Below are 14,174 nucleotides of genomic sequence, written 5' to 3' on the forward strand. Positions count from 1 at the left end.
CTTTCGGCGCTGTCAGGGCCTTCCCTGCTCACGCGGCGGAAAGTCCCTGGAATCTAGAGACCATCCCCGTGTACAACGCAGCCCGTAGCGTCGTCGACGCGATGCGCCACCGCAGCCGCATCGGCGAGACCATCGCCCTGTCCGCGCTCGGCCGCCACCTGCGCCGGAGCGGACGCGGCGGGGTCAGCGAACTCCAGTACATCGCACGCGAGTTGCGCTCTCTCTCCGTCGTCCGCCCCGCCGTGGAGGCGGTGCTCGCCTGATGGCCAACCCCACCCGCGACACCACCACCGGCAGCGGGCATCGGCGCGGCCACGCCGCGACCGCGGCGCCGACCTGGTCGTGATCGGGAACCGCCCACGCGCGCGGGCCCATGGACCGCCGCGCTCAGACCACGATCTTGCGCGGGTTGAAGTTGCCGCCCGGGTCGGCGGCGCCGAAGAGGCCCGACATGATCGCGACGCCCTGCGTCGAGATGTCCTCCTCCAGCCACGGCGCGTGCTCCAGGCCCACCCCGTGGTGGTGCGAGATTGTGCCGCCGGCATCGAGGAACGCCTGCTGGATCGCGCGCTTGACCGTGTCGTACTCGCCGAGCGGGTCGTCACCGAACACAAAGGCGAAAGTGAAGTAGAGGCAGGCTCCAGAGTGGTACGAGTGCGACATATGCGACATCGTCCAGCCCTTGCGGCCGATCTTCTCGTAGGCGCGGTCGGCCGCCTCGTAGACCGCCGCGTGGATGCCGCGCAGCTTCGACCACGGACCGGCGGTCTCGCTCACGTCGCCGGCGGCACCGCGGTCGAGCAGGAAGTCGCGGATGTACGGCGTGTCGAACTTCTTCTGGTCGTAGAGCGCACCGGGTCCCTTACCGACGCCGATGCCGTGATGCTTGCGCACGATCCGGTCAGCGAGCGACTTCTGCCGCTTCGCGTGCGCCTCGCCGCCCTCGAAGCCGATGAAGGAGAGGCACATCTCGTCGAGGTTCCAGCCACGCCTCTTGAGATACGCCATGAGGCCGGCCTGTGCCTTCTTCTGGATGCCCTTCGACTCCTTGCTCGTCGCCAGGGAGAAGCCCGTCTCGTGCGCGTCCGAAATACGGGTGACCGAGGGCGAGACGTCGCTCTCGGCGATCTCCTGCATCGCGGCGAGGCCGTGGTCGAGGTTCTTGAAGAAGTAGGCGTAGATGCCACGCCTCTCGGGGAGCCGGTGCACCTGCACCGTGACCTCGGTGATGACGCCGAGCCGCCCCTCCGAGCCCACTACCATCTCCCGCACGCTCGGCCCGGTTGACGCGCTCGGAACGGCACGGATCACGAGGACTCCGCCGGCCCGCACGACACGCAGTCCCTTGACGATGTCCGCGATGTCGCCGTACTTGTCCGACTGCATGCCGGACGAGCGCGTGGCGACCCACCCGCCGAGCGTCGAGTGGGTGAACGAGTCGGGGAAGTGCCCCATCGTCCAGCCGTCCCGGTTGAGTTGAGCCTCAAGATCAGGGCCCAGCGCCCCGGCCTGGATGCGCGCCAGGCCGGAGTCGGCGTCGATCTCCAGCACCCGGCCCAGGCGGCCGAGGTCGAGTGAAACGACCACCCGCGACTCGTCCGGGTGCGGCTCGAGGCTGCCCGCGATATTGCTGCCGCCCCCAAAGGGGATGATCACGGCGTCCGCCTCGACGGCCGCGTCGACGACGCTTTGCACCTCCGCCTCGTCGGCCGGGTAGACGATCACATCGGGACTGCGCGCGATCTCGCCGGCTCGGATGCGAACCAGGTCACGCAGGCTCTTGCCGTACGTGTGGACGACCCGGGACAGGTCGTCGACGACGGTGTTCCCGGCTCCGACGATGCCGCTCAGGACCGTGACGAACTCCTCCGGTGCCCTTGAGGCCGGCACCTTCAACTCCGAGAAGTCGGGCCGTTCGGTGCGCTCGCCCGCCCAGAGATCGAGACCGACGGCCTTCTGTACGAACGGTGCGAAACCGGGCTTGTCCTCGTGATGGAAGCCGACGCCTTCCACGCCCCAGCCCCACCACTTCATGTGTTTCACATCGCCCGTGCGAATTGCGTCGGTGCGGCGGGTGGGTTCGGTCACGGACGGTCTCCTTCAGGTATGACGACGTGGGGTGAGGCGGCAATCGCGCCGAGGATGCGGTCGGAGTTCTCCTCGGTCAGGGTGACAATCGCCGTGCGGATGCGTTCGGTGAACTCGCTCACCGACTCTCCGGGAAAGGCAGTGAGCGGTTCACCGAAGACAACCCCGACGGGAAGGCGGCCCGGTTTTGGCCACTTCGATCCGCGAGGATGCGCCGCGTGCGCGCCGATGACCGCGACGGGGAGCACCGGCACCTCGGCCGACGAGGCGAGCGCCGCCGCCCCCGGCTTGAACGTCCCGAGTGATCCGTCGCGCGAGCGGGTTCCCTCGGGAAAGATCAGGAGCGGCACTCCCCGGTTCAGCAAAGCCTTGGCGCTCACTCTGCGCGCGTTCTTTCCGGTGCGGTCGACCGGGAAGGCGTTGAAGAAGAGAGCCGTGAGGCCGCGCCGCCGCCACACGTCGAAAAAGTAGTCGGCGGCGGCTCCCACCGCGAGGTAGCGCGCCAATCGGCGGGGCAGCGCGCCCATGATGAGTGGCGTGTCGAGGTGCGAAGTGTGATTGGCGACGACGACATACACGCCCTCGACGTTCTCCAAGCGCTCGCGCCCAAGTACCGTGACGCTGGTCACCCTCCAGACGACGGGCTTCAGCAGCCCCCGCTGCGCGACGAAACGCGCCGCGGCGTGAGGGCGTGAGGTGAAACGGTCGCGCATCGTCGCGGGCATCCGCTTCCTTCCCGTGCGGGCTCGCCCGCACTGATTCCTTCAGTGAGTGCGACTGTCGTTGCGGCTGGACGAGATCCGTCGCGAGATCCACCGCACCGTGCGGCGCGGAAGATGACGCGTGAACCAGATGAGCAACCGGTACCGGAAACTCGGCATGGAGATCACCCGTCCGCGCCGCACGTCGCGCAGACTCGTCTCGACGAGTCGCTCGGCGTCGAGCCAGAGGAAGTTCGGAATGCTCGACGACCGGATTCCGGCACGCGTGTGGAATTCCGTGCGGACCCAGCCCGGACAAAGTGCCGTCACGGTGACGCCCGTTCCATGCAGCTCGTTCGCCAGTCCCTCTGTGAGCGAGGTCACGAAGGCCTTGACGGCCGAATAGCTCCCCATCGTGACGAACCCAGCCGTGCTCGACACATTGACGATCGCACCGTGCCCGCGTTCGCGCATGGCCCGCCCAGCGGCGCCGGCGAGCACCAGCACCACGCGCCCCATGACCTCGATCGCCCGGTCGTGCGGAGCGGTGTCGGCCGAGGTCATCGGTGCGTGCACGCCGAAACCGGCGTTGTTCACGAGCATGTCCACCGGACGGGCGGGGTCCTCCAGCCGGGCGGCGACACGCTCGACGTCGGCGCGATCGGACAGGTCGGCGGACAGCACCTCGACGGCACGGCCCCGGGATTCGAGCTCGACCGCCATCCGGCCGAGCCGCTCCCTGTCGCGCGCCACCAGGACAAGGTCCCATCCCCGGTCTGCCAGAGCGCGCGCGAACGCTGCTCCTATACCCGACGTAGCACCGGTGACAAGTGCGACTCCCGTACGGTTCAGCATAGTTTCATACGACATCTACTCGACATCCGAATTCCCCGCTCGTAGCTATTGCATGGGGTGGCGAGCGGGGTCCACGCCGTCGAGCCCGACACCGGCCTTCCGAGCCACCTGGTCAACAACCCGCTTCTGCACGGGAACTCGAAGATCCGAGAAAGCTTCCGTGTGCGATGTCCGACGAGCCAACCCAGGTGAATCGCTACGGTCGTGCAGCAGCCGATGGCTGACTCCTCGCGCATGACACACCCTTCTTTTCTCGGCTCATGCCGTTAGACCGGGCAGGCATCGATCCTGTGACACGAGTTTCCGCACATGCTCATGCGGACTCAGGAATCGCCCTATGACCACAGGCCCTCATCGCGCGCTGTGCCGGCGTGGGTGTCCCGCCGAAAGTGCGCAGTTCTCCGATGGGACGAGGCCGCGCAGCTGAGCGATGCCCAGCAAGGCCCGGCGCACGCTGCCTGCACTGACACGCCGAGACGCTGCTCCGATACCGCAGGATCTCCCGTTCTTCCCGGCAGGGGCCGGTAAATGCAGGGCTCACGTTGCGGCGGTCGGCGCCGTTGCCAGAGGTGTCGAACCCGGCAGCCGACTGGATCCACCTGCGCTGTATCCGGCAACGCCCCGGTTGCAGGCCGGCCCTCGTGATCGCGGCACTGCCCCGCCCATCAGTGTGAAAGGCCTCGACACCGACACCAGGCGCCGTCATGATCGGTCGGTCTGCCCCGAATCGTCCCTGCAGCAGCACCATCCGCCTCCATGCGGAACCGGGCCACGTGTCACAGATCCGCCGGTTGCCCGGTCTCACGTGATAGCCCCCGACAGCTTTCGCACGTTCCGGGGCCTCTGCAGAGTTACCCCCCGCTCCCGCCCCAGAAAGCCCGTGCATGAACTCAAACGACGAGGCGACGACCGCGCCGCCCGAGACAGCGGGCTTCGACGTGCGTGAGTTCGCCCGTACTGCACACGGCAGCCACCGCGGAACGCTCGACCTCGGGTCGTTCGCCGAAGAGCCGCTCGACACCGAATCCGTCCGGCTCGTTCGCGCGCTGCGCGACATGGAACGTGCGACGCTGCCCCGCGTGCGCGACGTCCTCGTCACGGCGACACACAAGGACGCCCGGGTCACCGCGTTCCTCACCACGTGGATGTTCGAGAGATTCTGGATCGCCGACGCCCTCGATGCCGTCCTGGATGCTTCTCCCGCCGCCCGCGACCTCCCTTCGAGCGCCGGCCCGGCACGGTGGGTACTGGCGGAGCGCCGCGAGCGCCGTGGCCCGATCCGTCGCTCCCTCATCGCCAACATCACCGGCACGCAGATCGTCGCCGAACACGTGACGACGAGCCTCGTGGACGAATGGATCACGCAGGCGGCCTACCGGCGTCTGGCCGGAGTGTCCCCCGCCGTGGCGTCGATCATCAACCCCGTGGTGGAGATCAAGCAGCGCCACATCCGCTTCCTCGCCGAGGAGTCGGAGCGGCGGCTCGGGCGCTCGGTCCGCGCCCAGCGCATCACCCGTCGCGCCCTCCGGCACTCCGCCTGGCCGCTCGGCTCGGTCGATCGCTCCAAGCACGAGCGCACCTTCTTCGAACGCCATGTCTTCGGCGACCAGAGCGGACGGGCCGAGGCGGGCCGTATCCGCGCGATGGTCGCCGCGCTCCCCGGCATCGGTCCCGGTGTCGCATCCACCGTGGAATCGAGGCTCCTTCCGTGATGCCGCACAGTGCGAAGACCGAACTCGGCAACGCGCACGTCCTGCTCACCGGCGCGACCGGCTTCGTCGGGCAGGCCGTTCTTGAGCGGCTGCTCACCGATCACCCCGCCACCCACATCTCGCTCCTCGTGCGCGGGAAGGGCAGACAGACCGGGCAGGACCGGCTCCGGCAACTTCTGCGCAAGCCCGTGTTCGAGCGCTGGCGGGATGCTGTGGGGGCCGAAGAGGCCGAGCGCATCGTCCGTGAGCGGATCACGGTGCTCGACGGCAGCATGACCAGCATTCCTGAGCTGCCCTCACACCTTGACGTCGTCATCCACTCGGCGTCGACCGTCTCGTTCGACCCTCCCATCCACGAGGCGTTCGACACGAACGTCAACGGCGCCGTAAGCCTCTACCAGGCCCTGCTCTCCTCCGGATCGGACCCGCACGTCGTCCACGTGTCGACCTGCTACGTCGGGGGACTCCGTCGCGGTGTGGTGCCCGAGGCCAAGCTCGAGCACGACGTCGACTGGCGCACCGAGTGGGCCTCGGCAACGCAGGCCCACGAGCGCACCGAGCTCACCTCGCGGGAACCGGCGCAGCTCGAGCGGTTCATGTCCCGCGCCCGCGGCAACCACGGCAAGGAGGGCCCGATCGCGGCGGCCCGCGCGAGCGAGAACGCGCGGCGCGAGTGGGTGCGTTCCCACCTCGTCGACGCCGGCCGGCGGCGCGCCCAGAGCCTGGGGTGGACCGACGTCTACACACTGACGAAGGCACTCGCCGAACGTGCCGCGGAAGACCTCTGGGGCGAGGCCGGACACCGGCTTTCGGTGGTCCGGCCCGCGATCATCGAGAGCGCCCTCCAGCATCCGTTCCCCGGCTGGATCGACGGCTTCAAGGTCGCCGATCCGCTGATCTTCGCCTACGGCCGCGGCCAGCTGCCGGACTTCCCGGGGCTGCCCGACTCGATCGTCGATGTCATCCCCGTCGACTTCGTCGTCAACGCCATCCTCGCCGCGGCGGCCAACCCGACCCCTGTCGACGAGCCGAAGTACTTCCACATCGCCTCGGGCGCGTCGAATCCGCTGCCTTTCCACCGCATGTACGAGAACGTACGCGACTACTACATGCAGCACCCGCTGCCCAAGGACGACGGTTTCGTCAAGGTACCGACCTGGAAGTTCGCGGGCGAGCGCAAGTTCAACCGACGTCTTCTGCTGGCGAAGAAAAAGGCCGACCTGTGGGACGCCGGGCTGCGGCTGATGCCGAACGACGAGCGTAAGCGCGCTCTCACGGCCGAGAACGCCAAGCTGCGCGCCGGCATCGCCACCCTCCGCAACTTCACCGACCTCTACCGCGCGTATGTGCAGACCCAGATCATCTTCGACGACCGCAACGCCCGCGCGCTGAACAACGCCCTTCCGGCCGAGGTGCGCGAGGACCGTGGCTTCGATGTGGAGCGGATCGACTGGGAGGTGTACCTGCAGAAGGTGCACCTCCCCTCCATGAGCGAGCTGACAGCGGCCTACCGTCGCCGGAAGGCCGCGGCCGCCCAGCCGGCGAACGCCCGCCTGAAACCCGAGCTGCCGCAGCGTACCGACGTGCTCGCCGTCTTCGACCTCGAACGGACCGTCGTCGACTCCAACATCGTCGAGCAGTACCTCTGGGTGCGTACCTCGGGCTTCCGCAAGGCGGCCTGGCCGAAGGAGGTCGCGGACCTGCTCGCCTCGCTGCCCGGCTACCTCCGCGCCGAGAAGCGCGACCGCGGCGAGTTCATCCGTGCGTTCCTGCGCCGCTACCGCGGAATGCCCGTCGCCCGTCTCGAGGAGGTCGTGCGGCGCGGCTACGCCGACACGATGCTGCGGCACACGAGCGCGGATGCCCTGGCGCGCATCCGCGAGCACCGTGCGGCGGGTCACCGCACCGTCCTGGTCACCGGCTCCATCGGCCTGCTCGCCGCTCCGCTGGCCGGCCTGTTCGACGAGGTCGTCGGGAGCTCCATGCACGTGAAGGACGGTGTGCTCACCGGCTACCTCGCGAAGCCGCCGCTCGTCGACGAGGCGAGGGCCGCGTGGCTTCGGCGGTACGCCGAGGAGGGCGGCTACGACCTCGCGGCCTCCTACGGATACGGCGACAGCCACTCCGACCTGCCGTGGCTGTCGCTGCTGGGCAAGCCCTCGGCGATCAACCCCGACGCCGAACTGGCGCGCGAGTCGCACAAGAGGAACTGGGACATCTACCGATGGAAGAGCGGCGGTTCGGGTGTGCGCCGCGAGGTCATCGCTGCACGGGCGACGATTCCGGCGCGCATCGACGAGAAGAGTGACTGATGGCTTTCGACATAGACAAGTACACGCAGAACTCCACCGGGGTGCAGTGGGCCGACCTCGACTTCGACGAGTTCGAGCGCAACCCGCTGCCCGAGGAGACGCTGCGCACGCTGCGCTACATGTGCGACATCGAATACCACACGGTCTGCTACATGCGTGATCTGCTGACGACCCCGTCTCACAACGAGCCCGCGGTGGGCGCTTTCATGACGATGTGGAACCGCGAGGAGTTCTGGCACGGCGAAGCGCTCGCGGCCGTGCTCGAGCGCCACGGCGTCCGAATCGACTTCGACGAGCTCAAGGCGACTCGTCTGAAGCTCGGCTGGAGGGACCGCTTGGGGACGGTGAAGCAGACGGCGATGAGCCGGCTCATCGGAAATGACTTCGTCGCCGTGCACATGGCGTGGGGCGCGGCGAACGAGTGGTCGGCGACCGCGGCGTACCACCGGCTTGCCGCGCTGGAGAACCACCCGGTGCTGGTACCGCTGCTGAAGCGGATCGCGCAGCAGGAGACGAAGCACGTCGCGTTCTACGCGTCGCAGGCGCGTGAACGGCTCGCGGCGAGCAACAAGGCCCGCGTGCTCGCCCGGTTCGCGCTCGAAAAGGCCTGGGGCCCGGTCGGCTCGGGCGTCATGTCCGAGAGCGAGGTCACGCACGTCATGACCCACCTCTTCGCAGGCGCCGAGGGCCGCAGACTCATCCGCGACATCGACTCGCACATCGCGAAGCTGCCGGGCATGGACGGGCTGCGCATAGTCGAGGACTCCATGGACAAGCGCGGCATCGCCTCCTGATGCTGTTGTCGAAGCGGCTCTAAGCGGCTCCGGGGAAGTGCGGGTGCGTTCCCGCGTCGTTCGGTGCGTGCTCTCGGCGTGCCGGACGAAGGCCCTCGTAGCGGAGCTACTTGGGTCTTCGTCCGGTGCGCCGAGAGGGCGTGCCGGGCGGCGTGGGGGCGTGCCTGAACTTCCCCGGGGCCGCTTAGTCACTGAGGGCGTGACGTGGTACCGCCGTCGGTCACGGACCAGGGCCCACAGGAGCCCTGCACAACGGATGTCGAGCGCCGCCGGATACCTTGTAGGTAAGCATCCGCAAGAAGTCCCCGAAAAATCCCCGGCGCCACGCGAGCCGCGTTTGCCGCGCCAGAACACCAGGTCAACATCATGATCAAAAGCGGCCGACATGACCGTCAAGTACAAGGAGACGGCCCGGGGCGGCCTTGCGGTGAACATCATCGAGTGCTGACGCACGGGGATCAACCGTGCGAAGTCGGGGCAGAAACCAGGTACAACTCCTGTCACCCCACAAGCACTTGAGGGAGTCCCCCATGCTGCGCGGCATCGACGTCAGTGCCTACCAGTCGTCCGCCTACGACACCGACGGCCTCTCCTTCGTCTTCATCAAGGCGACGGAGGGCCGTTCGTACGTCAACCCGAAACTCGCCGCCCAGGTGAAGACGGCTCGTGACGCCGACTGCGTCGTCGGCTTCTACCACTTCCTGTGGCCCGGCAACATCACGGCCCAGGCGGAGTACTTCGTGAGCAGGGCCCCGGAAAGAGCGGGCGACTTGCTGGCCGTCGACTGGGAGACGACCGGCGACGGCACGCATGCGAGCAACGCGGAGAAGGACCGCTTCATCCGCAAGGTGAAGGAGCTGCGGCCGGACAACCGGGTCGTGCTGTACTCGAACCGGCACTTTTGGCTGAACATCGACACCACGTCATACAGCGGCGACGGCCTCTGGATCGCCGACTACGTGACCGCAGGCAAGCCGCGCATCAAGGCAAAGTGGCGCTTCCACCAGTACACCGACGAGCCGCTGGACAAGGACGTGGCCGACTTCGCAAGCAAGGCCGCATTGCGGGAGTGGGCCGAGAGCGCCTGACGACAAGGCTCGGCTGGCCTCCGACTAGGCTCTGGCCTGCGGTTCAACGGCGACCGCAGGGAAGAGCGGAGCTTCTGTCATGGGTGGGAAGGTCACGGCGGTCAGCAGCAACGGGACGTATTCGTTCACCAAGCCGAACCGCGAGAGCATCCGGCTGCTCGCCGGGCTCGGGGTGGAGGGGGATGTGCATGCCGGGACGACGGTGAAGCACCGGTTCCGGATGGAGAAGGATCCCTCGCAGGTGAATCCGCGTCAGGTGCACCTCATGCACGAGGAGTTGTTCGACGAGCTTCGGGAGGCTGGGTTCGCCGTCGCTCCCGGGGAGCTCGGGGAGAACGTCACCACCCGGGGGATCGACCTGCTGGGGCTGCCGGTCGGGGCGCTCTTGCGCCTCGGCGACGAGGCCGTGGTCGAGATCACCGGATTGCGCAATCCCTGCGCGCAGATCGACAACTTCCAGGAGGGGCTGCTCAAGCAGGTGGTGGGGAGGGACGACAGCGGCATCGTCTACAAGTCCGGTGTCATGAGTGTCGTACGGGAAGGCGGTGTGGTGCGGCCCGGGGACTCGGTCGACGTCGAGTTGCCGGACGGGCCGCACCGGCCGCTGGACATCGTCTGAGGGCTACGCCCGGAAGTCCGCCGGGCGCTCCGGGGACGCCTCCGCCAGGGCCTTCGTCACGGCGTCGAGGCCCTCCTGGAGGCCGTAGACCGGGGTGCCGGGCTGCTGGCGCCAGGAGTCGTCCAGGCTGCCCGCGTCCACGGTGTCGAAGCCGAGGTCGTCGATCAGGGCGCGGACGACACGCTTGGCGGCCTCGTCGTCGCCGGCGACCGGGAGGGCCATACGGTCCGGGGCGCCGGCCGGGCGGGGGCGGTCCAGGATGTCCTGGGCGTAGGTGCCGTTGAAGGCCTTGATGACGGTGTGGCCGATCTGCTGGGCCGTCCAGCGGCTCTCGGTGAGGCCCTCGTCCTCGATCGCGGCGATCCTGCCGTCGCGCTCCCGGGGGTAGTAGTTGCCGGTGTCGATGACGGCGACGCCGTCCGCCGCCTCGTCGAACAGCCCGGACGGCAGGTTCGGTACCGCCTTCACAGGGATCGTGACGATCACTAGCTCGGCGCCGCGCGCCGCCTCCTCGGCCCTGACGGGCGTCGCGCCGGTCTCCTCGGCGAGCGTGGTGAGCGTGTGGGGCCCGCGGGAGTTGGCGACGGAGACGTCGTGTCCGAGGGCGGTGAGCCGCCGCGTGAGGTTGCCGCCGATGTTGCCCGCGCCGATGATGCCGATCTTCATGAGTTCCAGGCCCTTCCGGGATTGATGCTCCTGATGCGGTTTACCAACCCCGGGCACGGCATCACTATTCCGGCATGTACGGCATCCGGGAGACCGCCGCCAGGGCCGCGGTCAAGACCGCCGCCGGGCCGCCGCCAGCGCCGCCGTCTGGGCCAGAAAACGAAGGGAGCCCACCGGTTCCCCGGTGGGCGCCCTTCGGTGGTGCTACTTGTTCAGGTGGGACCAGAACTCGTCGAACGAGAGGAGCTTGTCGCCGTTGACGTCACGGCTGTCGATGATGGCCTGCGCCACCGTCTCGGTGACGTTCCAGTCGCCCTCCTGGGCGAGGGCGGTCTTGAACTCGGCAGCGGTGACGAATCCGTCACCGTCCGTGTCGATCCGCTCGAACTGCTTGCGTGCCTCGTCGATGTCCGCCACCGGTCCGCCCCTTCGTAGTGCATTACGCCATGTGTGCGAAGGTCAGATTATCTGGCGAGCTGAGCGCGCAGTGCGGCGACCACCCAGGTGAACTCCTCACGGTGCGCCGGCAGCGGCTCCGTGCCGCGCATCAGCGTGTTCAGCTCCCGGAAGCGGGCCACCTCGACGTGCGCCGCGGACTCCATGCGTTCCAGTACGGCGGCCCTGTCGGCGTTGCCGAGCAACTGGCCCAGCACTTCGTCCGCCTCGGGCGACTCGGGGGCGATGCCCCGTTCCAGCGCCTCGCCCGCGAGCTGCACCAGGCGGCTCATGAACCAGAGGGACGTACCTGCCGGCACGTCCGGCCCCCGGTCCGCCGCGTTGAACTCGACCATCTTCCGCATCCGCGCGCGGAAGCCCCGGTCCTGTATCAACTCGGCCATCTCCACCCAGGCGTCCACCTGCTCGGGCGTGGGATCGTCGGGCAGCTCGGCGAGACCGAACCGCATCCGGGTGCGGATGTCGGGGTCCGCGGTGTCGAGGCCTCCGAAGGTCTCCTCCATGAAGTCGTCGATGATCCGCTTCCGCTCGGCGGCCGACAGCCGCGCCAGTTTGTTCATGAGTGTCATCTCCTCTGCGGTCGAGCCGCGTCGCGCCACGGTCGACAGCACCGCCCGGGTCACCTTCAGCGAGGCGATGTGCGCGTCCAGGGCCGTGACATGGGCCGCGGCCACCTCCGCGACCGTCGTCTCGCCGGCCAGCACCTTGCGTACGTCGTCCAGGCCCAGGCCCAACTCGCGCAGGGTACGGATCAGTTCAAGGCGGGCGACGGACGCGGCGTCGTACAGGCGGTAGCCGCCCGGGGAGCGGGTCACCGGGGGCAGGGCGCCCTCGTCCGACCAGTAGCGGATGGTGCGGACGGACAGGCCGGTGCTCCGGGACAGCTCGCCAATGGTGAAAAGTCCGGTGCTGTCTTCGATCATGTCTGCGAGTGTGGGCCTTCCAGTGGGTGGAGACTCAAGGAGCGCGATGGAGAGCTTGCGGGACATTCTCGACGCGGCGGCACAAGGCGTCTTCCCGCCGGCGGACGGCGGCACGACGATCGTGCCCCAGGCCTCCCCCCGGGACGCCGGCGTCCTGGCCTTCACCGCGCACTCCGTGGTCTTCACGGACGAGGATCCCCGCTGGGTACGCACGACGCTGAGCGCCGTCGGCTGCGACGCGCTCGCCGCCACCATGAACGCGCGGTTCCTCGCGGCCTTCATGGAGCGCACGGGACGCACGACGGACACCATCGACGTGATGACGGTGGGTTCCCCGCTTCCGGGCGAGCCGCCGCTCGCGCTCACGGAGATCGACGACCCCGGCCATCCCCGGGTCGTCAGTTCCCGCAGGCGGCGGGACGACGTGCGGGTGTGGACCGCGGACGGCGGCGTACTCGTCCTCGGGCGCGGGATCGCCGGGCGGCTGGAGGTCGCGGTCGAAGTCGACGACGGCGTACGGCAGCGGGGGCTGGGGCGGGCGCTCGCCTCGGCGGCGCGGCAGCTGAGCGCGGGCGAGCCGGTGTGGGCGCAGGTCTCGCCGGGGAACGCCCGCAGTCTGCGGGCGTTCCAGGCGGCCGGTTACGTTCCCGTGGGGGCGGAGGCGCTGCTCATCGCCCCGTGACCGAGGTCAGTGCCCGTTGTCCGGACAGGCCCTAGCGGAAGATGCCCGTGTGGCCGAGCGAGTAGCGGCCCGGCTGTGGATAGACCGCGAGGCCGTGCGGGCCGCCGCCGACCGGGATGCGGGCGAGCTGGGCGCCGGTGCGGGTGTCGATGGCGTACACCTCGTTGCCGTAACGGCCGGAGAGCCACAGAACCTTGCCGTCGGCGGAGACGCCGCCCATGTCGGGGCTGCCGCCGCCGGGCAGGTGCCACTTCTTGGTGAGCCTGTTCCGGGTGAAGTCGAAGATGGAGATGCTGCCTTCGCCGCGGTTGGAGATGTACATCTCGCGCGAGTCGCGGCTGACGTACAGGCCGTGGCAGCCCGCGCCGGTGGGGAGCAGCGTCGGCTTGGTGAACTTGTCGCCGTCCAGGACCCACATGCCGCCCGCCATCATGTCGGCGATGTAGAACCTCTTGCCGTCGGGGGAGATCTTGACGTCCTGCGGCATGGATTCGCCGAAGGGCAGCCTCATTTGGCCGACGACCTTCATGTTCTCCGTGTCGACCTTGAGGATGTCGCCGCTGAACTCGCAGGAGACGACGAAGTAGCGGCCGTCGAGGGAGAAGTCGGCGTGGTTGACGCCGTAGCAGCTGACCGGTTCGGTCTTGACGTGCTTCATGGTGCGCGCGTCGCGGAAGACCAGTTCGCGGTCGAGGGAGGCCATGACGACGGCGTGCTTGCCGTTGGGCGTGAAGTAGAGGTTGTACGGGTCGTGCACGTCGACGCTCTTGCCCGGCTTGCCGGTCTTCGGGTCGATGGGGGTGAGGGTGTTGCCCTTGTTGTTGTTGACCCACAGCGTCTTCATGTCCCAGGAGGGGACGACGTGTTGGGGCTGGGCGCCGACCGGGATCGTCTCGATGACCTTGTACGTCTTCGAGTCGATGACCGTGATGGTGTTCGACTCGGTGTTGGGGACGTAGACCCGGGACGGGAAGTCTTTGACCACGGGGGAGAGCCGGTTCGGGCGGTCGGCGGCGTAGACGTCCTTCGGGTCCAGCACGGGGGGCATGCCGGGCAGGCCCCGGATCGTCTGCTTCTTCGGCGGGTGCTTCCTCGGCGGGGCGGGTGTAGCGGGTGGGGCTACCTTGCTGCCGTGGGCTTCGTTCGCGTGGTCCTTGGGCTTGTGCTGGGGGTCGGAGGCGGGTTCGGTGCCGCAGGCCGCGAGAGCGGCGAGGGCAGCGAGGGCGATCAGTACGCGCTTGGTGGTGGGGGGCGCAGGGGGCGTCGGGGGCATCTGCA

The 14,174-nt window shown here is 68.5% G+C and carries 14 protein-coding genes; 7 read left to right on the plus strand and 7 right to left on the minus strand.

The genetic code is table 11. The annotated features are described in order from the left end of the window. The first annotated feature begins 68 nt into the window (after positions 1-68). Entirely contained in the window at positions 69-263 is a 195-nt protein-coding gene (locus C4B68_RS11885; protein WP_240634307.1) for a hypothetical protein, read from the plus strand. A gap of 124 nt (positions 264-387) precedes the next feature. Here the strand turns inward: C4B68_RS11885 and C4B68_RS11890 are convergent, their stop codons facing one another. From C4B68_RS11890 to C4B68_RS11900, 3 genes are read right to left on the minus strand one after another with little or no spacing between them, the layout of a single operon-like run. Then, a complete protein-coding gene (locus C4B68_RS11890; protein ID WP_206337076.1) occupies positions 388-2,088 on the minus strand; it encodes an FAD-binding oxidoreductase in 1,701 nt (566 codons plus the stop codon). After that, positions 2,085-2,813, minus strand: coding sequence for a lysophospholipid acyltransferase family protein (locus C4B68_RS11895; protein WP_099504756.1), 729 nt, complete (start codon positions 2,811-2,813; stop codon positions 2,085-2,087). Before C4B68_RS11895 ends, C4B68_RS11890 begins: the two co-directional genes overlap by 4 nt. 39 nt (positions 2,814-2,852) lie before the next feature. Beyond that, positions 2,853-3,644 (minus strand): SDR family NAD(P)-dependent oxidoreductase, encoded by a 792-nt coding sequence (locus tag C4B68_RS11900; RefSeq protein WP_099504757.1) that lies wholly within the window; start codon positions 3,642-3,644, stop codon positions 2,853-2,855. A gap of 884 nt (positions 3,645-4,528) precedes the next feature. Between C4B68_RS11900 and C4B68_RS11905 the strand changes: the two genes are divergently transcribed. The 5 genes from C4B68_RS11905 (at position 4,529) to C4B68_RS11925 (ending at position 10,169) form a co-directional block, all read left to right on the plus strand. Beyond that, positions 4,529-5,356 carry a hypothetical protein gene (locus C4B68_RS11905; RefSeq protein ID WP_099504758.1) on the plus strand — a complete coding sequence of 276 codons (828 nt, stop codon included), beginning with the start codon at positions 4,529-4,531 and terminating at the stop codon, positions 5,354-5,356. Continuing rightward, on the plus strand, positions 5,356-7,668 hold the full coding sequence (locus C4B68_RS11910; protein WP_240634689.1) for an HAD-IB family hydrolase: 2,313 nt from the start codon (positions 5,356-5,358) through the stop codon (positions 7,666-7,668). The genes C4B68_RS11905 and C4B68_RS11910 overlap by 1 nt, the downstream gene beginning before the upstream one ends. Then, on the plus strand, positions 7,668-8,462 hold the full coding sequence (locus tag C4B68_RS11915) for a hypothetical protein (protein WP_099504760.1): 795 nt from the start codon (positions 7,668-7,670) through the stop codon (positions 8,460-8,462). The genes C4B68_RS11910 and C4B68_RS11915 overlap by 1 nt, the downstream gene beginning before the upstream one ends. Before the next feature lie 530 nt (positions 8,463-8,992). After that, entirely contained in the window at positions 8,993-9,550 is a 558-nt protein-coding gene (locus C4B68_RS11920; RefSeq protein WP_099504761.1) for a glycoside hydrolase family 25 protein, read from the plus strand. Between the two features lie 79 nt (positions 9,551-9,629). Continuing rightward, entirely contained in the window at positions 9,630-10,169 is a 540-nt protein-coding gene (locus C4B68_RS11925) for an MOSC domain-containing protein (protein ID WP_099504762.1), read from the plus strand. Between the two features lie 3 nt (positions 10,170-10,172). Here the strand turns inward: C4B68_RS11925 and C4B68_RS11930 are convergent, their stop codons facing one another. From C4B68_RS11930 to C4B68_RS11940, 3 genes are all read right to left on the minus strand, one after another. After that, positions 10,173-10,892 (minus strand): NADPH-dependent F420 reductase, encoded by a 720-nt coding sequence (locus tag C4B68_RS11930; RefSeq protein WP_257217459.1) that lies wholly within the window; start codon positions 10,890-10,892, stop codon positions 10,173-10,175. 147 nt (positions 10,893-11,039) lie between these two features. Beyond that, positions 11,040-11,252: an EF-hand domain-containing protein gene (locus C4B68_RS11935; RefSeq protein WP_099504764.1), complete on the minus strand. Its 213-nt coding sequence runs from the start codon at positions 11,250-11,252 to the stop codon at positions 11,040-11,042. A 47-nt stretch (positions 11,253-11,299) separates the two neighbouring features. Beyond that, positions 11,300-12,214 carry a helix-turn-helix domain-containing protein gene (locus tag C4B68_RS11940; RefSeq protein WP_099504765.1) on the minus strand — a complete coding sequence of 305 codons (915 nt, stop codon included), beginning with the start codon at positions 12,212-12,214 and terminating at the stop codon, positions 11,300-11,302. A gap of 46 nt (positions 12,215-12,260) precedes the next feature. Here C4B68_RS11940 and C4B68_RS11945 point away from each other — a divergent pair, with 46 nt between their 5' ends. Beyond that, complete coding sequence (locus tag C4B68_RS11945) at positions 12,261-12,896, plus strand: GNAT family N-acetyltransferase (protein WP_099504766.1); 636 nt, start codon at positions 12,261-12,263, stop codon at positions 12,894-12,896. 31 nt (positions 12,897-12,927) lie between these two features. Here the strand turns inward: C4B68_RS11945 and C4B68_RS11950 are convergent, their stop codons facing one another. Continuing rightward, positions 12,928-14,169 (minus strand): YncE family protein, encoded by a 1,242-nt coding sequence (locus C4B68_RS11950; RefSeq protein WP_099504799.1) that lies wholly within the window; start codon positions 14,167-14,169, stop codon positions 12,928-12,930. Positions 14,170-14,174 lie beyond the last annotated feature (5 nt).

Source organism: Streptomyces dengpaensis, assembly GCF_002946835.1.
GTDB classification, from domain to species: Bacteria; Actinomycetota; Actinomycetes; order Streptomycetales; family Streptomycetaceae; genus Streptomyces; species Streptomyces dengpaensis.